Origin of the sequence: Streptomyces sp. NBC_01341 (genome assembly GCF_035946055.1) — a bacterium.
Classification (GTDB): Bacteria; Actinomycetota; Actinomycetes; order Streptomycetales; family Streptomycetaceae; genus Streptomyces.
This window is the reverse complement of sequence record NZ_CP108364.1, coordinates 2,842,410-2,862,958: the sequence shown is the minus strand read 5'-3', so window position 1 is coordinate 2,862,958 and position 20,549 is coordinate 2,842,410. Positions and strand designations below refer to the sequence as shown.

Annotated in this window: 19 protein-coding genes; 15 read left to right on the top strand and 4 right to left on the bottom strand. The window is 70.1% G+C overall.

Features of this window, described 5'->3' with window-relative positions:
- Positions 1-21: 21 nt before the first annotated feature.
- A complete protein-coding gene (locus tag OG206_RS12250; protein WP_327115250.1) occupies positions 22-351 on the top strand; it encodes a hypothetical protein in 330 nt (109 codons plus the stop codon).
- A 149-nt stretch (positions 352-500) separates the two neighbouring features.
- The gene (locus OG206_RS12245) at positions 501-1,346 is read left to right on the top strand and encodes a S1 family peptidase (protein WP_327115248.1); all 846 of its coding nucleotides are present in this window, start codon (positions 501-503) and stop codon (positions 1,344-1,346) included.
- Between the two features lie 15 nt (positions 1,347-1,361).
- On the opposite strand, the gene OG206_RS12240 is transcribed toward OG206_RS12245, so the two are convergent.
- Together OG206_RS12240 and OG206_RS12235 are read right to left on the bottom strand one after the other, a co-directional pair.
- A complete protein-coding gene (locus tag OG206_RS12240) occupies positions 1,362-2,984 on the bottom strand; it encodes an N-acyl-D-amino-acid deacylase family protein (RefSeq protein ID WP_327115246.1) in 1,623 nt (540 codons plus the stop codon).
- Positions 2,985-3,024: 40 nt separating this feature from the next.
- On the bottom strand, positions 3,025-4,326 hold the full coding sequence (locus OG206_RS12235) for an alanine racemase (RefSeq protein ID WP_327115244.1): 1,302 nt from the start codon (positions 4,324-4,326) through the stop codon (positions 3,025-3,027).
- Between the two features lie 138 nt (positions 4,327-4,464).
- Between OG206_RS12235 and OG206_RS12230 the strand changes: the two genes are divergently transcribed.
- The 4 genes from OG206_RS12230 (at position 4,465) to OG206_RS12215 (ending at position 8,351) form a co-directional block, all read left to right on the top strand.
- Positions 4,465-5,538, top strand: a complete 1,074-nt coding sequence (locus OG206_RS12230; protein WP_327115242.1) for a sugar kinase — start codon at positions 4,465-4,467, stop codon at positions 5,536-5,538.
- Positions 5,535-6,293, top strand: a complete 759-nt coding sequence (locus tag OG206_RS12225; RefSeq protein ID WP_327115240.1) for an IclR family transcriptional regulator — start codon at positions 5,535-5,537, stop codon at positions 6,291-6,293. Before OG206_RS12230 ends, OG206_RS12225 begins: the two co-directional genes overlap by 4 nt.
- A gap of 6 nt (positions 6,294-6,299) precedes the next feature.
- Complete coding sequence (locus OG206_RS12220) at positions 6,300-6,710, top strand: RidA family protein (RefSeq protein ID WP_327115238.1); 411 nt, start codon at positions 6,300-6,302, stop codon at positions 6,708-6,710.
- A gap of 162 nt (positions 6,711-6,872) precedes the next feature.
- Positions 6,873-8,351: a GntP family permease gene (locus OG206_RS12215; protein ID WP_327115236.1), complete on the top strand. Its 1,479-nt coding sequence runs from the start codon at positions 6,873-6,875 to the stop codon at positions 8,349-8,351.
- Positions 8,352-8,581: 230 nt separating this feature from the next.
- Here the strand turns inward: OG206_RS12215 and OG206_RS12210 are convergent, their stop codons facing one another.
- Positions 8,582-9,760, bottom strand: a complete 1,179-nt coding sequence (locus OG206_RS12210; RefSeq protein WP_442805838.1) for an eCIS core domain-containing protein — start codon at positions 9,758-9,760, stop codon at positions 8,582-8,584.
- A 526-nt stretch (positions 9,761-10,286) separates the two neighbouring features.
- On the opposite strand from OG206_RS12210, the gene OG206_RS12205 reads away from it, so the two are divergent.
- Positions 10,287-11,597 (top strand): Nramp family divalent metal transporter, encoded by a 1,311-nt coding sequence (locus OG206_RS12205; protein WP_327115234.1) that lies wholly within the window; start codon positions 10,287-10,289, stop codon positions 11,595-11,597.
- 250 nt (positions 11,598-11,847) lie between these two features.
- Positions 11,848-12,051, top strand: a complete 204-nt coding sequence (locus OG206_RS12200; protein WP_327115232.1) for a hypothetical protein — start codon at positions 11,848-11,850, stop codon at positions 12,049-12,051.
- Between the two features lie 60 nt (positions 12,052-12,111).
- On the opposite strand, the gene OG206_RS12195 is transcribed toward OG206_RS12200, so the two are convergent.
- A complete protein-coding gene (locus OG206_RS12195) occupies positions 12,112-13,842 on the bottom strand; it encodes a chitinase (RefSeq protein WP_327115230.1) in 1,731 nt (576 codons plus the stop codon).
- 602 nt (positions 13,843-14,444) lie between these two features.
- On the opposite strand from OG206_RS12195, the gene OG206_RS12190 reads away from it, so the two are divergent.
- The 7 genes from OG206_RS12190 to OG206_RS12160 all read left to right on the top strand — a co-directional run bounded on the left by OG206_RS12190 (position 14,445) and on the right by OG206_RS12160 (position 20,540).
- Complete coding sequence (locus tag OG206_RS12190) at positions 14,445-15,311, top strand: hypothetical protein (RefSeq protein WP_327115228.1); 867 nt, start codon at positions 14,445-14,447, stop codon at positions 15,309-15,311.
- Between the two features lie 80 nt (positions 15,312-15,391).
- The gene (gene cpaB, locus OG206_RS12185) at positions 15,392-16,096 is read left to right on the top strand and encodes a Flp pilus assembly protein CpaB (RefSeq protein WP_327115226.1); all 705 of its coding nucleotides are present in this window, start codon (positions 15,392-15,394) and stop codon (positions 16,094-16,096) included.
- Between the two features lie 7 nt (positions 16,097-16,103).
- Complete coding sequence (locus tag OG206_RS12180) at positions 16,104-17,378, top strand: AAA family ATPase (protein ID WP_327115224.1); 1,275 nt, start codon at positions 16,104-16,106, stop codon at positions 17,376-17,378.
- Positions 17,375-17,791, top strand: coding sequence for a TadE family protein (locus OG206_RS12175; RefSeq protein ID WP_327115221.1), 417 nt, complete (start codon positions 17,375-17,377; stop codon positions 17,789-17,791). Before OG206_RS12180 ends, OG206_RS12175 begins: the two co-directional genes overlap by 4 nt.
- A gap of 6 nt (positions 17,792-17,797) precedes the next feature.
- Positions 17,798-18,223 carry a TadE/TadG family type IV pilus assembly protein gene (locus tag OG206_RS12170; RefSeq protein ID WP_327115219.1) on the top strand — a complete coding sequence of 142 codons (426 nt, stop codon included), beginning with the start codon at positions 17,798-17,800 and terminating at the stop codon, positions 18,221-18,223.
- Between the two features lie 33 nt (positions 18,224-18,256).
- Positions 18,257-19,594 carry a CpaF family protein gene (locus OG206_RS12165; protein WP_327115217.1) on the top strand — a complete coding sequence of 446 codons (1,338 nt, stop codon included), beginning with the start codon at positions 18,257-18,259 and terminating at the stop codon, positions 19,592-19,594.
- A 10-nt stretch (positions 19,595-19,604) separates the two neighbouring features.
- Positions 19,605-20,540 carry a type II secretion system F family protein gene (locus OG206_RS12160; RefSeq protein ID WP_327115215.1) on the top strand — a complete coding sequence of 312 codons (936 nt, stop codon included), beginning with the start codon at positions 19,605-19,607 and terminating at the stop codon, positions 20,538-20,540.
- The last annotated feature ends 9 nt before the right edge of the window (positions 20,541-20,549 follow it).

The following is a 20,549-nucleotide window of genomic DNA, read 5'->3' as shown; positions in this document are numbered from 1 at the left end:
GTTCGGGGGCAGGCTCTCCGCATGACCGGTTTCGGGAGGCAGACGAAGCAGGATACGGCCGTGCTCGTGCTGCGGGACGCGCGGGAGATCGCCGAACGGCTCCGCCGGGCGCTCGCCACCGCTCCCGACGCGGAGCGCCCCGGCCTGGAACGGGCCCTGGCGCTCGCCGCCGAGGCGGAAGCGGTCCCGGACGCGGAGCTGCGCGCCCGGTGGGTGAGGCAGCGTCTCGCGGCGGCCGGGTACGAGGGTCCGGCCGACTCCGTGGCCGCGATCAAGGCACTCCGGCGGGCGGAGCCGGGCCTGAGCCTCCTTCAGGCGGCCACGTACGCACGGGAGGCGGCCGCGGCCTAGGGGGGCGCCTGCGCGCCGGGGCGGGGAAGGTCCCTGCCTGCCCGGCGGCTTGTTTTCGCCCCTTGTCGGCCTTCCCTCCCGTGGGACAACATGCGCATGTCAAAACCGGAAGAACTCCGGTGACGGACGCATCTGGAGGGGACCCCCACATGAACAAGCCTCTCGTCGGCGCACTTCTTTCCGCCCTGCTCCTCGGGGCGGGCGTCGCACCCGCGGCCGCGGCCACGACCACGGAGCTCAGCACCCCAGAGGTCCGCGCCAAGGCGGTCACCTTCGCCGGCACGGTCGCGCTCAGCAACTGCTCCGGATCGGTCGTCCGGGCACCCTCGTCGCAGCCGGGCGACCCCGCCCTCGTGCTCTCCAACGGCCACTGCCTGGAGACCGGCTTCCCCGGACCGGGCGAGGTCCTGCTCAACCGGTCGTCGACCCGCAGCTTCACCCTGCTGAACGCCGCGGGCAGCGGTGTCGGCACCCTGCGGGCGTCCAAGATCGCGTACGGGACGATGACGGACACCGACGTCTCGCTCTACCAGCTGACCCGCACCTACGCCCAGATCGAGAGCTCCTACGGCGTCAAGGCCCTGGAACTCGACTCCGCGCACCCGGTGAAGGGCACCGCGATCACCGTCGCGTCCGGCTACTGGAAGCGCACCTACACCTGCGCCGTCGACGGCTTCGCGTACCGCCTCAAGGAGGGTGCCTGGACCTGGAAGGACTCGGTCCGTTACACCTCCGCGTGCCAGACCGTCGGCGGCACGTCAGGGTCACCGGTGATCGACAACGCGACCGGCAAGGTCGTCGCCGTCAACAACACCGGGAACGAGGACGGGCAGCGGTGCACGGACAACAACCCGTGCGAGGTCGACGAGAACGGCACCGTGACCGTCCGCAAGGGCATCAACTACGCGCAGCAGACCTACGGCATCGTGCCGTGCATCGGCACCGGCAACCAGATCGACCTGAACCGCGCGGGCTGCGCCCTGCCCAGGCCGTGAGGGCGGGCCGGCCGGTCAGACCGCCGGCCGGCCGCCGCCCCGCACCGCCCTGCCCGCCAGAACGGAGGTCCGCTTCCCGTCCTCGACGACGAAGCGCCCGTCGATGAGGACGTGCGGGACACCCACGGGAAGCGTGCGCGGCTTCTCGAACGTCGACCCTGCCGCGACCGTGGCCGGGTCGAAGAGGACCAGGTCCGCGCGGTAGCCCTCGCGGACGTACCCCCGGTCCGGCAGGCGCAGGCGGCCGGCCGGCCTCGACGTCAGGTGCGCGACGCACTCCTCCAGCGAGAGGATGCCCAGCTCCCTGACGTATCGCCCGAGGTACTGGGGGAACGTGCCGTAGGCGCGGGGGTGCGGCTTGTCGCCCTGGAGGATGCCGTCGCTGCCGCCGGTGTGGACCCGGTGGCGCATGATCTGACGGACGTTCTCCTCGTGCCCGACGTGCTGGAGGATCGTGGTGCCGAGGCGGTCCTCGACGAGCAGCCGACGGGCCGTCACCCAGGGCTCCTCGCCCCGCAGGCGCGCCGACTCGGCGACCGTGCGCCCGACGTACGCGGACAGGTCCGGGTCGCCGACACCGGAGATCTCTATGGTGTCCCACTCGATCGGGACCCCGTGGCAGCCGTCGGAGCCCACGGCCTCCATGTGATGGCGGATCCGTTCTGCCGTCTCGTCGTCCGCGAGCCGGGTCATGACCGACTCGGGCCCGCCCTCGCTCGCCCAGCTGGGCAGCATCGCGACGAGCGTCGTACAGCCAGGGGTGTACGGATAGGTGTCCAGAGAGATGTCGGCGCCCCCGGCGAGCGCGTCGTCCAGCAGGGCCAGCAGGTCGGGGGCCCTGCCCTCGTTCACGCCGAAGTTCATGGTCGCGTGGGCGAGATGGAGGGCGCAGCCGGCGTCGCGGGTGAGCCGCACCATCTCCTCGTACGCCTGGAGGGCCCCGGCGCCGTACGAGCGGTGGTGCGGGCAGTAGTAGCCGCCGTGCGCGGCCACCACCCGGCACAGCTCGGTGAGTTCGGCGTCCTTCGCGTACATCCCCGGGGTGTACGTCAGGCCCGAGGACATCCCGACCGCGCCCTCGGTCATGCCCTGGGCGACGAGCTCCCTCATGTGCGCCAGCTCGGCGTCCGTGGCGGGCCGGTCGTCCCAGCCCACCGCGAGCATCCGGACCGTGCCCTGGGGGATCAGGTAGGCGGCGTTGACCGCGATGCCCTGCCCGCCGAAGTTCCGGTCGAGACGGTCCAGGTACCCGCCGACGGTGCGCCAGTCGAAGTCGATGTCGCTCCCGTCGCCGTTCCAGCCGGCGATGGAACGGCGCACCTCGGCGAGGGTGCGGTCGTCGGCGGGGGCGTACGACAGGCCGTCCTGGCCCAGCACTTCGAGGGTGACGCCCTGGGCGGCCTTCGCGCTGTGTTCCGGGTCCCGCAGCAGGGCGAGGTCACTGTGCGCGTGCATGTCGATGAAGCCCGGGGACAGCGCGAGACCGTCCGCCTCCACGACACGGGCCGCGGTGGGGCGGGGGCCGTCGCCCTCGCCCCGGATCTCGGAGATCCGGCCGTCCGTGACGCCCACGTCGGCGCGGTAGGAGGGGGTACCGGTGCCGTCGACGACTTGGGCGTCGCGGATGACCAGGTCCATGGGATGTCGCCTTTCGGGAGGGGAAGCGGCTCCGCCGGGATCAGAAGAAGGTGCGGATGTAGTCGGTGACGGTGCCGTCCGCCTCGACCAGCGGGATGAGCTGCCACTTGTCGAAGGACGTGCAGGGGTGCGAGAGGCCCAGCCCGACCCAGTCGCCGACCTCCAGCCCGGTGCCCGCGTCCGTCCGCACCCAGCCGTGCTGATCGGAGAGCCCGGTCACGGTCACACCCGTGGCCGGCCGTACCGAGCCGTCGCGCGCGGAGCGGACGACCTGCGCCTCGGGGAGGTCCAGGTCGTAGGCCGCGTCACGCTTGCCCGCGTTGACGAAGGCCTGCTCGGGGCTGGGGCGGGAGACGACCTGCGCCCACAGCCGGAAGGCGGGCTGCAGCGCGCCCTCCTCGGGGATCCGGTTGAAGGGGGTGAGGTGGCGGTAGTGGCCGTCGTCGTGGCTGACGTAGGCGCCCGAGCGCAGCAGCTTCAGCACCGGCCTGGACAGTGCGGGTACACCGGCGAAGACGTCGGCCACCGCGTCGAACCAGGCGCTGCCGCCGGCGCTGACCAGGATCTCCTCGTCGTCCGCGAGCTTCGCGAAGCGTCCGGCCGCGTCGAGGTCCGCCGCGAGCGCGACGAGCCGGCCGAGCCAGGCGCGCACGCGCTCGGGGGAGGCGTCCGGCACCTCGCCCTCGTAACCGGCGACGCCCACCAGGCGCAGGGTGGACGCCGCCGCCACGGCGTCGGCCACCGCGGCGCAGTCCGCCTCCGTGCGGGCGCCGGTACGGGCGCCCTCGCCCGCGCCCAGCTCCACCACCACGTCGACCGGGCGCACCGCGCCTGCCGCGCGCAGGGCCTCGTCCATCAGCTCGACGCCGCGCACGGAGTCGACGTAGCAGGCGAACGTGAAGCCGGGGTCGGCGTCCAGCTCACCGGCCAGCCAGCGCAGTGCCACCGCGTCGACGAGCTCGTTGGCCAGGAAGATCCGCCGGATGCCGTGGGCCCGGTAGACCCGTGCCTGGTGGGGCACCGCGGCGGTGATGCCCCAGGCGCCGTGCTCCAGCTGACGGGCGAACAGCTGTGGGGACATCGACGTCTTGCCGTGCGGTGCGAAGGCCAGCCCGTGCCGCTCGGCGTACGTCTCCAGGAGCGCGAGGTTCGCCTCGAGCGACTCCGCGGACAGGGCCAGCACGGGGGTGGTGAAACCACCGGTGAAGAGGTTGCGGCGCTCGGCCGCCAGGGCGCCGACGGTCAGCCCCTCCGCGTCGGGCGGCAACGCCTTGAAGCGGTGGTCGACCACCTCGCCGGCGAGTGCCGTCACGGACTGTTCAGCGGGCTGCTGGGCGGCCAAGGGATCCTCCTCGGAGACGAGTCCGTTGCATTATCTGCAACGGCCATTGCGCATATCGCTTAACGCTGTCTAACATCCTGGCCGATGCCGGGTCAATGGTGAGCACCGGCGCCCACGGCCGACCATGAGGAGCCCAGAGTGTCCGGACACGCAGCCAGGACAGCCACCGCGGACGTCGTCTGCCTCGGCGAGTCCATGGTGACGTTCCTGCCCTCGCAGCCGGGCCGCCTCGCCGACGTCCCCGCCTTCGGCCGGGGCATCGGAGGAGCCGAATCCAACGTCGCCTGCGCGCTCGCCGCGTCCGGCCACCGGGCGAAATGGGTCGGACGGGTCGGCGCGGACGGCTTCGGCGACCACCTCGTCGACGCGATCGCCGCCTACGGCGTCGACACCACCGCCGTGCGCCGCGACCCGGACCGCCCCACCGGCGTCTACTTCCGCACCGCGACGGACCGGGCCACCGACACCCACGAGGTGGCCTACTACCGCGCCGGCTCGGCCGCCTCCGCGATGTCCCCGCACAACGTTCCCTACGAGGACGTGCTCTCCGGCCGTGTCCTGCACCTGTCCGGTATCACCGCCGCACTCTCCGCCGGCTGCCTGGACCTCCTGAACGACCTGACCGCCCCCCGCGACGGCCGGCCGCTCGTCTCCTTCGACGTCAACCACCGGCCCGGCCTGTGGCGCGAGCGCCATGAGGGCCCGCGGGTGCTCCTCGACATCGCCCGCCGCTGCGACCTCGTCTTCGTCGGTGAGGACGAGGCCGAGGAGGCATGGGGAGTCGTCGGCGCAGAAGCGATCCGCGCCGCTCTCCCCGAGCCCGGCGTCCTCGTCGTCAAACGGGGCGGGCACGGCGTCACGGTGTTCGCGCGGACGGGGGCGGGAGGCGGGCGGAGCGCGCCGGCCGAGGACACCGTCACCGACGTCCCCTCCCTGCGGGTCGACGTCGTCGCCGCCGTCGGCGCCGGCGACGCCTTCGCCGCCGGCTTCCTCTCCGCCACCCTGCGCGACCTGCCCGTACGGGAACGGGCCCGGCACGGCCACCTCATGGCCGCCGCAGTCCTCACCGTCCCCGGCGACCTCACCGGCCCCCCGCCCCGCGCCCACGCCGACCGGCTCGCCGCCCTGGACGACGAAGCCTGGGGGACACTTCGTCTCGGCCCCGGCTGGACAGCAGCCGACGGGGCGAACGAGGAGGTACGAGTCACATGAGCCAGACCGTCGACCGCGCGCTGAGCATCCTGCCGCTGCTCGCCCAGGGCCCCGCCGACCTCGGCCAGGTCGCCGAGCGGCTCGGCGTCCACAAGTCCACGGCCCTGCGCCTGCTCCGCACGCTCCACGAGCACGGACTCGTCTTCCGGCAGGACGACCAGCGCTACCGCCTCGGCGCCCGCCTCTTCGCCCTCGCACAGGAAGCCGTCGAGAACCTCGACGTGCGCGAGATCGCCCACAGCCACCTCGTCGCACTCAACGAGCAGTGCGGGCACACCGTCCACCTCGCGGTGTACGAGGAGAACGAGGTCCTCTACATCGACAAGGTGGAGAGCCGCTACCCCGTGCGGATGTACTCACGGATCGGCAAACCCGTCGCGATCACCGTCGCCGCGGTCGCCAAGCTGCTCCTCGCCGACCTCACCGAGCCCGAGCGGCGCGTGATCGCCGAACGCCTCGACTACCCCATGTACACGTCCCGTTCGGTCCCGAACGCCGGTGCCTTCCTCAAGGAACTCGCCGTCGTACGCGAACAGGGATGGGCCACCGACCTCGGCGGCCACGAGGAGTCCATCAACTGTGTCGGCGCCCCCATCCGGGGCGCGGACGGCCGGGTCGTGGCCGCCATGTCGGTGTCCGCGCCGAACGTGGTCGTCACGGCCGAGGAACTCCTCACCCTGCTCCCGCTGGTGCGCCGCACCGCGGAATCCATCAGCCGGGAGTACTCCGGCGCCACCCCCACCGAGAAAGCCTGAACCACCATGACCGAGAAGACCGCCCTCACCCCCAGCACCCACACCACGCCGCCCGCGAAGTTCTCGCACGGTGTGAAGAAGGGGAACATCCTCCAGGTCGCCGGTCAGGTCGGCTTCCTGCCCGCAGTCGAGGGTCAGGCCCCCACCCCGGCCGGCCCGACTCTGCGCGAGCAGACCCTGCAGACCTTCGCCAACGTCAAGGCGATCCTGGAGGAGGGCGGCGCGAGCTGGGACGACGTGATGATGATGCGCGTCTACCTCACCGACGTCGACCACTTCGCCGAGATGAACGCGATCTACAACGCGTACTTCGAGGAGCAGGGCCTCAAGGCCCCCGCCTCCGCACGCACGACGGTCTACGTCGGCCTGCCCAAGGGGCTGCTCATCGAGATCGACGCCCTCGCCGTCCTGGGCTGATCACCCGGCCCGCCGGCCACTCTCCGAACGGCGGACCCCCCGATCCATCCGGCCCACCGCACCACGCAGCACGGCCCGGCGCCCCGTCACTCCCGTACGGGAACGCCGTGCCGCGCTCCCCCCTGCCCAGAAGGACCCCGTCACCAACGGAGTTGACCGTTCATGCTGCTCGCCGCGTCCCCCGCCACCGCTCCCGAAGCGCCACCCCACACCGGTGGACTGCTCCTCCTGATCGGAGGCACCCCCGGTCTGCTGACCGTCGCCGCGCTCGGGATCGCCCTCCTGCTCCTCCTGATCATCAAGGTCCGGCTGCAGCCGTTCGTCGCGCTGCTCGCCGTATCCATAGCCGTCGGCCTCGGGGCCGGGCTCTCCGTCACCGAACTCTTCGGCACGGTCCAGAAGTCCGCCGCGGTGTCCGTCATCGAATCCGGCATGGGCGGCATTCTCGGACACGTCGCGATCATCATCGGGCTCGGCACGATGCTCGGCGCCATCCTGGAGGTCTCCGGCGGGGCGGAAGTCCTGAGCAGCCGCCTGCTGAACCTCTTCGGCGAGAAGCGCGCCCCGCTCGCCATGGGGCTCACCGGCCTCATCTTCGGCATCCCGGTCTTCTTCGACGTCGGCATCTTCGTCCTCGCGCCGATCGTCTACGCGGCCGCGAAGCGCTCCGGCAAGTCGATCATCCTGTACGCGATGCCGCTGCTGGCGGGCCTCTCCATGACCCACGCGTTCCTCCCGCCGCACCCCGGACCGGTCGCCGCCGCGGGCCTGTTCAACGTCTCCCTCGGCTGGGTCATCCTGATGGGCGCCGTCGTCGGCATCCCGTCCGTCCTCGCCGCCTGGGTATACGCCGCCTGGATCGGCAAGCGCCTCTTCGTCGAGGTGCCGCAGGACATGGTCGAGGCGGCCGAGGAGTCCAAGGCCGCGGTCGTCGCCGAGCAGCGCGCCGCGGGGGTCACACCGCAGGAGCACCCCGTCGCCCTCGGCACCGTACTCACGATCATCGGCACCCCGCTGGTGCTGATCCTCGCCGCGACGTTCTCCTCCATCGCGCTCGACCCCTCCACGCTGCGCTCCGTCATCGAGTTCTTCGGCAACCCCTTCGTCGCCCTGACGATCGCGCTGGTGCTCGCCTACTACCTGCTGGGCATCCGGCGCGGCTGGTCCCGCAAGTCCCTCGAAAGGGTCTCCACGGCCTCGCTGAAGCCGGTCGGCAACATCCTTCTCGTCGTCGGTGCTGGCGGCATCTTCGGAGCCGTGCTGAAGGCGAGCGGCATCGCCGACGCGCTCGCCGACACCTTCAACGACGTCGGCCTGCCGGTCATCCTGCTGGCCTGGCTGATCTCCGTCGTCCTGCGGGTCGCGCAGGGGTCGGCCACGGTCGCCATCGTCACCACCGCCGGCATCGTCGTCCCGCTCGTCGAGGGCCAGAACATGTCGCAGCCGCACCTCGCGCTGATCATCATGGCCATCTCGGCGGGTTCCATCTTCGCCTCGCACGTCAACGACGGCGGCTTCTGGATGGTGTCGAAGTACTTCGGGATCACCGAGCGCGACACCCTGAAGTCCTGGACCGTGCTGGAGACGGTGCTCTCGGTCGCGGGCTTCGTCGTGGCGGCGGCGCTCAGCCTGGTCATCTGAGAGCCGTCCCGTAGTGCCTGGTGGGTGGCTCCGGCCTCGAGCGACTCCCGCCCGGAGCAGGAATGACGCACGACCGGCCGCCGCCTCGTACGAGGCGGCGGTCCCGTCGTGTCCGGTGGCGATGCGGCTGAAGCCCTGAACCGATCCCGGGTGGGATCAACCCGTCGCGGACCGGCAGGCTCCGGCACCTCCGGACTGCCGCGAGGACCTGCCCGCATGCACGTGCAAGATCAGACGATCTTGCACGGTGCATAGGCGTGGCCCATCCGGACAGCTGCGGCCAGGCGGTGGTTCCCGTCCGAGATGGATATGCCGCTCGCACCGACCTGAATCTGGATCGGTGCGAGCGCGGCGCTGTTCCGCATGCCGGTGGCGGCGTCGTCGAGACGCTTCTCGACGAGCCCGCCCGCCACGGTTTTCGCACGGCCGCTGGCCTTCTGCAGCAGCGCGACACTCACCTCGACCAGCCCGCCCCGGCTGATCCCCGCGGTGTCGAAGTCCTGGAGGCTGTCGATCCGTTTCTCGTGAAGGTTCTGGCCGTTCGCCCGGACGTGATAGCTGGTGGTCCGCTGCGGTGAGAAGTGGCCGCTCAGGTTCGCCTGGGCCGCCTCTGCCCCGATCTCCTCCTGCACCAGACCGTAGTAGGTCGCGAGGTCCTCGTCGGCCTTGATGTATCCGAAGCTGCCGTCCTCGTCGAAGATCACACGCTCCTTGGAACCGGCGAGCTTATAGATCTTCTCGGAGTGCTCGTCGGTCAGGGCCTTGTCCAGGACGAGCCGCAGCCCGGGGTAGTCGGGGTCCACGTGGGTGTGGTCTCCCTTCTCCTCGGCAGGCTTGTCCCGAGGGCGTCGCTGCACGGTGGACTCGGCGGAGTGGGAGCCGTGGGCATGGACCGGGTGGCCCTGCGCCGGGCCGTGTGCCAGAGGGCGGGACAGCACGCGCGACGCGTTCGCCTCGGCCTCACGTTCGAAACGGTCGGAAGGATCACTGACCCGCAGGCCGTCCCCGTTGTCGGTGCCCGCGACGGGGCCGGTGCGCTGCTGAAGCACATGGGTCAGCTCATGGGCGAGCGTGTGCTTGTCGCCTCCTCGGTCACCCATCACGATGTGGCTGCCGGAGGTGTAGGCGCGGGCGCCGATCCCGGCTGCGGACTCCCTGGCGGCCGTGCCGTTGTGCAGACGGACGTCGGAGAAGTCGGCGCCGAACCGATTCTCCATCTCGTCCCTGAGCGCTGCGCCCATCGGCTCGCCCCGGGTCCGGAGCACGTCATGGACGGCGGAGCGCTGCACGTGGGGGGCAGCCTCCCGCCGGCCGTGCCCCACCGTGGCCCCCTGTCGTTCCTCTTCCAGCATCCGGGTCACCGCGGCGTTGCCCACGGTCCGCTGCAGCGCGAGGAGTACCGCGGGCACGCCGGCCGGGAGGCGGGTGGGATCCGCGGCCCGGACAGCCCGGCTCTGTGGAATGCCGGAGGCAGACTCTCGTCCGGGGGCATGAGCACGCACGGAGAAGGCTCCTTCGTCGTATCGGCGATCAGTCCTTCGAGGATGAGTGATCCCGTACGTCCGGTGAAAGGTACGCGGGGGCAGAGTGCGGTGCCGTCGGGGCCGCCGCAGGGAGCCGTGTCGGGCCGGTGGCCGCTCACACCGGCTTGGCGCAGAGCACCGTCTTCCCGTCGTTGACTTCGAACGTGTAGCAGGACCGGTCGTTGCGGCTCTCCGCGCAGTAACCGGGCGGATAGCTCGACGCCGCCCGCCAGCGGCCGGTGAATCCGCAGGATCGTGTCGTAGCCTGCGGGCACTTCGTGTTCTGCCGGACGAAGAACGCGATGACGGCAAGGATCAGCAGGACGACGACGGTCGACGACGAGGACTTCTCCCGGCGACGGTACGACGTGCCCTCTTGTGCGAAGCGGAACTTTGCGCTTCGTTGACCGGCATGACGGAGACAAGCGGAACCACAGAGACCGGGGAGCTGGACTCCCGTCCGCGTACATCCAGTTGGAAATACATCGGCCCGGGAATCGTCGTCGCGGCGACGGGAGTGGGGGCCGGCGACCTGGTCGCGACGCTCATCGCGGGGAGCAAGTTCGGCTACACCCTCATGTGGGCGGCCGTCATCGGCTGCCTCGTCAAGATCTCGCTCGCCGAGGCGGTGGGCCGCTGGCACCTCGCGACGGGCCGGACCCTCTTCGACGGCTGGCGCACCCTCGGCGGCTGGACCACCGGCTACTTCGCGGTGTACGTCGTCGTCTGGGGCTTCGTCTACGGCGCGACGGCCATGTCGTCGAGCGCCCTGCCCATCGTGGCGCTCTTCCCCGGCGGGCCGGGCCTGAAGACCTGGGCGATCCTCACCGGCCTGGTCGGCCTGGTCTTCGTGTGGTTCAACCGGTACGCCGTCTTCGAGAAGGCCATGACGGTCCTGATCGGCGTGATGTTCGTCGTCGTGGTCTACGTCGCGATCCGGGTGGTCCCGGACGTGGGAGCCTCCCTCGCCGGGCTCGTCCCCGTGCTCCCCGACGGCTCACTGATCTACACGCTCGGGCTGATCGGCGGGGTCGGCGGCACGATCACGATGGCGGCGTACGGGTACTGGGTCAACGCGAAGGGTTGGAACAACTCCTCCTGGATGAAGGTCATGCGGCTCGACAACCGCGCCGCCTACCTCACCACCGGTGTCTTCGTCGTCGCCATGCTGATCGTCGGTGCCGAGCTGCTGCACTCCTCGCAGATCGCCCTGACACAGGGCGACCGGGGGCTGATCGACCTCGGCGCGGTCCTGGAGGACCGCTTCGGGCCGACGACCGCCAAACTCTTCCTGATCGGCTTCTTCGCCACCTCGTTCTCCTCCCTCATCGGGGTGTGGCACGGGGTGAGCCTGATGTTCGCCGACTTCGTCGAGCGGCTGCGCGCGGGCCGTGGCGGCGTCCCGGAAGGAGGGAAGAGGACGGGCGGCGAGACGGTCGGCAGGCAGGAGCGTTCCGTGCCGTTCCGTGCGTACCTGCTGTGGCTGACCTTCCCGCCGATGAGCCTGCTCTGGCTGGACGAGCCCTTCGGCCTGGTCATCGGGTACGGCGTACTGGGCGCCTTCTTCATGCCGTTCCTGGCACTCACCCTGCTGTGGCTGCTCAACTCCTCCCGCACCCCGCGCGAATGGCGCAACGGATGGCTCAGCAACGGCATGCTGGGCGCGGCAGGGCTGCTGTTCGTCGTGCTGTGCGTCCAACAGGTGCGCGATCTTCCCTGGTGACAGCCCCGTCCCCGCCCCGTACCGAGCTGCCGGGGGCCCGGACGGGAACGGGGGAGCGCATGGCGCTCAGTGAGAAGTGGGAAGCACTGATGGGGCCCGGCACCGGCGACGCCGGTACCGGGATGACGCCGGCTTCCGCCGCGCCACCCGGCGGTGGCGGGCCGGAGGGACAAGCGGACCTCAAGGTGATGCACGGGCCGTGGACCACCGCCTCCGGTGTGGCGGGTGAACTGCACACCCCCTCCATCGGATGGACGTGGACACCAGCGGGCACAGCGACTACTGGAATCGCGAGTCCCTGAGCCTGCACCACGCGGTCAACGCCGAGTTACGCGTGCACACCGATCCCACGAAGAACCACCCGTCGGCGACCAAGAAGTCGTCGATCCAGGTGCGCGTCGTCTCCGGCTGCTTCCGCGCGCCCGAGGGCACGGACCTCAACGGGATCTCCTGACATGACGCAGCAGCGCCGCCGGGGGAGCGGCGGCGCTGCTGGGCCGGAGTACCGACTGGGTTACGGCAGTCCGTGGACGTGCGGGCCGACCGCGTTGGACCAGGCGTTGCCAGAAGTGGCGTCCCAGTTCGTGGACCAGGTCATCGCGCCGCGCAGGTCCGGGTAGGTCCTGGACGGCTTGAACGAACCGCAGGAGGTGCCCTTGGCCAGGCAGTCCAGGGCGGCGTTCACGATGGACGGGGCGACGTAGCCGCTGCCCGCACCGCGCGTGGAGGCGGGGACGCCGAGGCCGACCTGCGACGGGGCGAGGCCGCCCTCCAGCTGGATGCAGGCGAGTGCGGTGAGGAAGTCCACCGAGCCCTGGGAGTAGACCTTGCCGTCGCAGCCGAGCATCGAACCACTGTTGTAGTACTGCATGTTGACGACGGTCAGGATGTCCTTGATGTTGAGCGCCGTCTTGAAGTACTCACCGGAGGTCGACTGCATGTCGATGGTCTGCGGCGCCATCGTGATGACGAGGCCCGAGCCCGCCTTCGACGACAGGGAGCGCAGCGCCTTCGTCATGTAGGTGGAGTTGAGGCCGTTCTCGAGGTCGATGTCGACACCGTTGAAGCCGTACTCCTGGATGAGCGCGTACACCGAGTCGGCGAACGCGGTGGCGGAGGCGTCGCTGTTGACCGAGATGGTCCCCTTCTCACCGCCGATGGAGATGATGACGTTCTTCCCGGCCGCCTGCTTGGCCTTGATGTCGGTCTTGAACTGGGCGACGGTGTAGCCGTTCAGCCCCGCGGAGTCCAGGTTGAAGGTGACCGCACCGGGCGTCGCCGTGGCGTCGGCGAACGAGACGGCGATGATGTCGTAGTTCGCCGGGACGTCGCTGAGCTTCTGGACGGTGGCGCCGTTGTTGAAGTTCTGCCAGTACCCGGTCACCGCGTGCTTGGGCACCGAGGTCGACGGGTTGCCCGGATCGGTGGTCTTCGCCGTACGTCCGCTGACCGTGGCTGACTTGGCGGACTCGCCGGCGGCGTTGGTGGCGCTGACGGCGAACTGGTAGGCGGTGTCAGCGGCCAGGCCGGTCACCGTCGCGGAGGTACCGGTGGACGTGGTCGCCTTCGTGCCGTTCCGGTAGACGGTGTAGCCGGTCGCGCCGGAGACGGCGTTCCAGGTCAGGGCGACGGACGAGGTGGTCGTGGCCCCTACGGCCAGTCCGGCCGGGGTTGCGGGGACCGAGGGCTCGGGGTCCGTGCCACCGCCGCCGTCGGGCCCGTTGACCTGGACGTCGTCGGCGAAGTAGGGGGCCTGGCCGTACCAGCCGTGGGTGTAGACGGTCACGGAGGTCGTGGAGGGGCCGGTGGTGAAGCTGGTCCTCAGCTGGGTCCAGCTGCTCGACGCGGGCGTCCAGGTGGAGACGTCCGTGGTCCCTGTGCCGCTCGCCCCGAGGTAGGCGTAGCCGCCCTGCACCCAGGAGCTGAGCGCATACGTCGAGTTGGGCTTCACGGCCACGGTCTGCGTGCACTTGGCGTTGTCCTGCCCGGCCGGGGTGGCCCGGAGCGCGGAGGCGCCGCCGTGTACGGGGGAGGAGACGGTGGCGCCGCTGCCGGCGGAACAGGTCCAGTTGGCGAGACCGGACTCGAAACCCGCGTTCTTGGCCACGTTGACGTCAGCGGCCTGCGCGCTGCTCACGAGGCCGGTGACGGCCAGCGCCCCTGCCGCGACGACGGCGACCGCACCGCCGAGGAACGGCCGGACCCGGCTCCTTCTGTGTCTGCTGCTGCCTGCGGAGCGTTCCACTTGCTGCCTCCGGTGGGGGAGTTGGGGGTGCTGGCGGGGAACGGTGGCCACCGTTGGCCGATAAACTGGTCCAGACCAATCAAGTTGTCAAGACCTCTGGCGGCCCGACCTGTGCGAAGGGGTCGCGCGGAATCGTGGGCTCCTGCCGGCCCCCGCCCGCTTCGGGCCGGTACCGGGTTCCGTTGGGGGCAGGTCCACCATCGGGTGATCACCGCCATCGGCCGGGACGTACCCGTGCGGGTGGAACGGCGGAGATATCCGCAACGTGACGGAGCGGATATCGGGAAGCGGTAAAATCCGAGGCTGTGGTCCCGTGCTGACGTGGGTCGATGAATTCATCCTGAATCCAAACCTGACGCGCGTACGTAACCCTCCGCAGTGGTACAGGAGTTAACGAGTCTGCCTTTCGTCCGATTTCGTACGGAGGCGTTGCGAACGCCTGTGCCGCACGACTTCGTACTGGGTTCCGATATCTGTTCTCTGCCTGGTATGACGTGGCTAAAGTGCTGGGGAAGAAGCACGGAGCAGGAGCGATTGCGGCCGGAGTCACCTTGGACGACGGCCGGAGCCGAACGGGGAAGAGCGTGCCGACCGCAATAGCAGTGACCAGTGCTGATCTGGTGCTACCGCCGACCGATCAGCAGACACCGACAGCGGCCCTGCTGCAGGCCCCCGAAGCCCAGCCCCTCGATCTCGCGATCGGTGACATGAACCTGCTTCTGGAGCAGCACGGCCACGTGGTCGTGGTCTACCCGACGGGAATCAGCCCCGCCCACGAACGCCGACTGCACGCCATCCGCTCCGTGCTGGAGAGCGACCGCATCGCCCTGCTCAAGACGGACCTCCCGCCCCTGGGGGTCGCCGTCCTGGTGCGTCAGCTGCGCCAGTTGTCGATCTGCGACTTCAGTCCCGGCGTGGTGGCCTCGGCCGCCCGGCTGCTCGCCCACTACATCCACGCCGGTGCGGTGCTGAACTCGGTGGCCCGACTCGACCGGGTCCCCGTGAGCCTCAAGACCCACGCGAAGTCCTGGGTCCCCGGCTCCCAGTTCGCCGTACTCGCCGGCCCCAGCCCCCAGCTGATCAGGATCGGCCCGGCCGTCGAACCGCCGGCCGGGCCGGAGTTCGCCACCCACCTGCTGGTCGCCAAGGGGCAGCTCGGATCGGAATGGGTCCAGCAGACCCTCGCTCCCGCGTGGAAGGTGCAGGCGATCCAGGAGTGCCCGCTGCCCGCCGGATCACCGCGCTGGTGGGGCACCGGGAAGATGGTGGAATTCGCCTCCTTCCTGCCCGACATCTCGGTGATCTACCAGCTCGTCGCCTCCGTACGCCGGGAAAACTGCCACTGGTGCGGAATGGAGCTCATCGGCGACCGCTGCGGGTTCTGTTCCTCCCCGCTGGCCCCGCCGGAGAACCGAATGCACTCCACCGGTGTCCTGAACCACGGAGCGCCCGCACCACCGAACTCCTAGCGCCCGCAGCCCGATCCGCAGACACCGCGCATCTCTGTCCGCTGCTCCACGCATCCGATTCGAACGAGGTTGTCCGGCCCATGAACTCCCGCCAGCGCCGCGGCGTGATACTCCTGCTCCTGTCGATCCTCTGCGCCTTCGGCGCCTTCGCCGGTGTGCTCTCGGTGATCAGCGACGTCAACTCGAAGGTCGGGCCCGAGGTCGACGCATACCGGCTGAAGGCCGACGTGGCACCGTATACGGCGCTTACGTCCCGGCAGTTCGAGAAGGTGTCCATGCCCAAGCGCTGGCTGTCGGACAACGCCGTCACGGATCTCGCCGAGATCGACGGCAAGATCGCTGTGACGCAGCTCCGCGAAGGTTCCCTGATGCAGTCCGACATGATGGTCAAGAGCCCCGAGCTGCGGCCCGGTGAGCAGGAGATCGCCATCATGATCGACGCCGCGACCGGAGTCGCCGGAAAGATCCGCGCCAACGACAAGGTGAACATCTACGCCACCTTCGCGGGTGAACGGGACGGTGAGGTGTCCCAGTCCAAGGTGATCGTCTCCAACGCGAAGGTCCTTGATGTCGGTCAGCTGACCGCTCTCGAACCACGCGACGACAACAGGAACCAGGCCTCGGAGGTCGTTCCGATCACCTTCGCGCTGAACACCCTCGACACCCAGCGGGTCGCGTACGCGGAATCCTTCGCCCAGCACGTCCGCCTCGCTCTGATCGCTCCCGGCAGCGACGGCACGATCCGCCCGGGTGACCGCACGTACACGCTCGACAAGGACAAGTGAGGATCGAATGACCGCAAGGATCCTCCCTGCCGTCGGTGACGCCGACGCGGCACGGTCCGTGACCACTCTGCTCAGTCAGCTCCCCGACGCTGAGCCGGCGTCTCCTGTCGGCGACTCGACCCAGCTCATCGACACCCTGGCCAGGCTGGCCGGTGAGTCCATCGAGGAGCTTCCCGAGGTGGTGCTGGTTCATGAGCGGATCGGCCCGGTCCCTGCCCTGGAACTGATCCGGGAAGTGTCGCTGCGTTTCCCCTCGGTAGGGGTCGTCCTGATCACCGCGGACGCCAGCCAGGTACTGTTCCAGGCCGCCATGGACGCCGGGGCCCGGGGGCTCGTCACCCTGCCCCTGAGCTACGAGGAGCTCGCCAACCGGGTCCAGGCGGCCGGACAGTGGTCCACCGGAGTGCGACGGCACCTGGGTGCGGGCGGTGACGTCTTCACCGGCCCGGGCGGCACCGTCGTCACGGTGACCGGCGCGAAGGGCGGGGTCGGCACCACCGTGACGGCCGTCCAGCTCGCTCTGGCGGCACAGGCATCGGGGCAGACCGCGGCGCTCGTCGACCTGGACCTCCAGACGGGAGACGTCGCCTCGTACCTGGATGTGCAGTTCCGGCGTTCCATCGTCGATCTGGCCGCCATCTCCGACATTTCACCTCGGGTCCTGTCCGACGCGGTGTTCTCCCATGCGACCGGCCTGGCCCTCCTGCTGGCACCTGGTGAGGGCGAGCGCGGGGAGGAGGTCAGCGACCGATCCGCCCGCCAGATCGTCAGCGCCCTGCGTTCGCGCTACGGGATCGTCGTCATCGACTGCGGGAGCCAGATGAACGGTGCCAACGCAGCCGCCATCGAGATGGCCGACATCGCGGTCCTGGTGACGACACCCGACGTGGTCGCGGTCCGGGGTGCGAAGCGCATCGTGCGGATGTGGGACCGCCTGCAGATCCGCAAGGCCGAGGAGACGGTCACGCTCGTCAACCGTTTCAACCGCAATACGGAGATCCAGCCACCGCTCATCCAGCGGATCACCGGAACGCGGATGGCGGCCACGGCGGTACCGGCGAACTTCAAGGAACTGCAGGGCGCGGTGGACTCGGGCCGCATGCACGAACTGGACCCACGCTCCACCGTGAAACAGGCCCTCTGGGCCCTGGCGGGGGAGCTCGGACTCGTGAAGCCTTCCCAGGGAGCGGAGTCGCGCGGCGGCATGCTGCGCGGCGACCGGGGCTCGATCGGGGGCCGTAAGCGCAGGGGCGGTACGACCGGCGGGGGAGGACGGCAGTGACACCAGGCAGAGGAGAACCGGGCCGGATACGGGCACGGCTGAGACGCGACCGCGGGCAGCTGACCATCGAGTTCACCGGGATGGTGCCGATCATCCTGGTGACCCTGGTGCTGCTGTGGCAGGCGGTGCTCGTGGGGTACACCTTCACCCTGGCGAGCGGCGCGGCCGACGAAGGCGTACGCAAAGCCGTCGCGTCGGGGGCCTGGGACCGCCGGAGCAGCTGCGAGGCGGCCGTGCACGATCGGCTCCCGAGCGCGTGGGACGGGCCCGCGCGGATCCACGAGTGCGGGGGCCCGGGGAACGACATGGTCAAGGTCCGCATCACCCTGAGGGCCCCCGTCCTGTTCCCCGGATTCGCGAGCCTTCCCATCCCCGTCGACGCGACGGCCGGCGCGGCCGCGGAAGGGAAGTGACGTGCCATGGCACCCGTACGGACCTCACGCGCGGACGACGCGGCAGACCGGTTCTCACGTGCGGCCGGGCAGCGGCCGCGCAGGCGCGGGGACCGAGGCTCGACCGCCATCGAGTACCTGGGCTTCCTCCCCGTCCTCATCCTCATCGGCCTGGCCGGGCTCCAGCTCGGCCTGATCGCCTACACCGCCCAGCAGGCGGGCACCGGCGCGAGAGCCGCCGCCCGCACCGCCTCGCAGGACGGCCTGCGCGGATCGTACGAGCGCGTCGGCAAGGAGTCCATGACCGGCTGGGTGGCCCAGCGGGCCCGGATCGCCCCGCCGACAGGCGGCGACTCGGTCACCGTGAAGGTGACGGTCACCATCCCGGACGTCCTGCTCGGCCTGCTCGGCGACCGGACCGTCGAGAAGTCCGCCACCATGCCCCGCGACTGAGCGCACCCCCACCCCATCCGAGGAGTACCACCCATGAGCCTGCGGGCACGCATCACCGCCCCCGAGGAGCGCGGAGGGGGACGGGAGGACAGCCACCTGGTCGCCACGTACCGCGCCAAGCTCCTCGAGGAGATCGACCTCGCGGAGATGTCCTCGCTGGCCGCCACCGACCGGCGAGCCCGGCTCGAACGCGTCCTGGGCCACATCATCAGCCGCGAGGGCCCGGTCCTCTCCACCGTCGAACGCTCCCAGCTCATCCGCCGGGTCGTCGACGAGGCTCTCGGCCTCGGCGTCCTCGAACCGCTCCTGGAGGACGCCTCCATCACGGAGATCATGGTCAACGGCCCCGACCAGATCTTCGTCGAACGGGCCGGCCGGGTCGAGCAGCTCCCGCTGCGCTTCGCCAGCCACGAACAGCTCATGCAGACGATCGAACGCATCGTCTCCACCGTCAACCGGCGCGTGGACGAGGCCAATCCGATGGTCGACGCCCGTCTGCCCAGCGGTGAGCGCGTCAACGTCATCATCCCGCCGCTCTCCCTCACCGGCGCCACGCTCACCATCCGGCGCTTCCCCCGGTCCTTCTCGCTCCAGGAGATGATCGGCTTCGGCTCGCTCGACCAGCAGATGCTGCTACTGCTCGCCGGGCTCGTCCAGGCGAAGCTCAACGTGATCGTCTCCGGAGCCACGGGCACCGGGAAGACCACGCTCCTCAACGCGCTCTCCGGGCTCATCCCGGACGGCGAGCGCATCGTCACCATCGAGGACTCCGCCGAACTCCAGCTCCAGCAGAACCATGTGATCCGGCTGGAGTCGCGCCCCGCGAACGTCGAGGGCAAGGGCCAGATCACCATCCGCGACCTGGTCCGCAACTCCCTGCGTATGCGACCCGACCGCATCGTCGTCGGTGAGGTCCGAGGCGGGGAATCCCTCGACATGCTCCAGGCGATGTCGACCGGCCACGACGGTTCGCTGGCCACCGTCCACGCCAACAGCGCGGAGGACGCGCTGATGCGCCTCCAGACCCTCGCCTCGATGTCCGAGATCAAGATCCCCTTCGAGGCGCTGCACGACCAGATCAACAGCGCCGTCGACGTGATCGTCCAGCTGACCAGGCACGCCGACGGGACCAGGCGCGTCACCGAGATCGCGGTCCTCGACTCCCACGGACGCGACCCGTACAGGATCGTCACCGTCGCCCGGTTCGACGCCCGGCCGATGGGCACCGACGGCGTGATCCACGGCGAGTTCCGCACCCTCCCGCTCCCGCGCCGCATCGCCGACCGGCTCTTCATGGCCGGACAGCCGATCCCCCAGGCCTTCGGGGTCGCCCTGTCAGACGAATACCTCGCCACCCGAGAGGCCAGATAGGTACCCCGACATGGACAACCTCGCACCGCTCACCATCGGCGTCACGCTGCTGTGCTGCGTACTCGGCGTCCTGGGCCTGCACGCCTACACCTCGGGCAAGGCCCAGCGCGAAGCCCTCATCGACCGGCTCTCCTCGACCGGCCAGATCGACATGGGCCCGCAGCGCCGATTCCGCGGGCTCGACCGCAGACTGCGCCGTACGAAGCTGGGCAAGAGGATCGAGCTGAAACTCGCGGCCACCGGCCTCGACCTCACCCCGGGCGAGTACTTCCTCTACGTCCTGGCCGCGGTTGCGGCCCTCTGGCTCATCGCGGCCTCCGTCCTGGCCTCCTTCTTCGGCCCGCTCGCCGGACTCGCCGCGATCTGGGGCGCCAACACCTTCCTGAACTGGCACCGCACCAAGCGCACCGAGGCCTTCATCAGCCAACTGCCGGAGATCTCCCGGGTGCTCGCCAACGCCACCCAGGCCGGGCTCTCGCTGCGTACGTCCATCGCCATGGCCGCGGACGAACTCGAAGCGCCCGCCGGCGACGAACTCCGCGTGGTCGCCGACCAGCTCGGCGTCGGCCGCACCCTCGACGACGCACTCGGCGAACTCGCCGAACGGTTGCCCTCCCGCGAACTCGTCGTCCTCGTCTCCACGCTGATCCTCTCCAACCGGGCCGGCGGCCAGGTCGTCTCCTCGCTGCGCAACCTCACCATCACCCTGGAGGAACGCAAGGAGACCCGGCGCGAGGTCCGCACCCAGCTCTCGCAGGTCAACACCACCGCGTACGCCGTCCCCGCCATCGGGGTCGGCGCCATGCTCCTCGTGAACTCGATCATCCCCGGAGCGCTCGACCGGATGACCGGATCCGTCGCCGGCCAGATCGCGGTCATCATCTCGCTCGGCCTCTACGCCCTCGGCTTCATCGCCATCCGCCGCATTTCCAAGATCGATATCTGAGGAGGGGAC

Coding starts and splice junctions, on each gene's coding strand:
- OG206_RS12250 (WP_327115250.1), top strand. CDS start 22: ATGACCGGTTTCGGGAGGCAGACGAAGCAGGATACGGCCGTGCTCGTG.
- OG206_RS12245 (WP_327115248.1), top strand. CDS start 501: ATGAACAAGCCTCTCGTCGGCGCACTTCTTTCCGCCCTGCTCCTCGGG.
- OG206_RS12240 (WP_327115246.1), bottom strand. CDS start 2,984: ATGGACCTGGTCATCCGCGACGCCCAAGTCGTCGACGGCACCGGTACC.
- OG206_RS12225 (WP_327115240.1), top strand. CDS start 5,535: ATGAGCCAGACCGTCGACCGCGCGCTGAGCATCCTGCCGCTGCTCGCC.
- OG206_RS12220 (WP_327115238.1), top strand. CDS start 6,300: ATGACCGAGAAGACCGCCCTCACCCCCAGCACCCACACCACGCCGCCC.
- OG206_RS12215 (WP_327115236.1), top strand. CDS start 6,873: ATGCTGCTCGCCGCGTCCCCCGCCACCGCTCCCGAAGCGCCACCCCAC.
- OG206_RS12205 (WP_327115234.1), top strand. CDS start 10,287: ATGACGGAGACAAGCGGAACCACAGAGACCGGGGAGCTGGACTCCCGT.
- OG206_RS12200 (WP_327115232.1), top strand. CDS start 11,848: ATGGACGTGGACACCAGCGGGCACAGCGACTACTGGAATCGCGAGTCC.
- cpaB (WP_327115226.1), top strand. CDS start 15,392: ATGAACTCCCGCCAGCGCCGCGGCGTGATACTCCTGCTCCTGTCGATC.
- OG206_RS12180 (WP_327115224.1), top strand. CDS start 16,104: ATGACCGCAAGGATCCTCCCTGCCGTCGGTGACGCCGACGCGGCACGG.
- OG206_RS12170 (WP_327115219.1), top strand. CDS start 17,798: ATGGCACCCGTACGGACCTCACGCGCGGACGACGCGGCAGACCGGTTC.
- OG206_RS12165 (WP_327115217.1), top strand. CDS start 18,257: ATGAGCCTGCGGGCACGCATCACCGCCCCCGAGGAGCGCGGAGGGGGA.
- OG206_RS12160 (WP_327115215.1), top strand. CDS start 19,605: ATGGACAACCTCGCACCGCTCACCATCGGCGTCACGCTGCTGTGCTGC.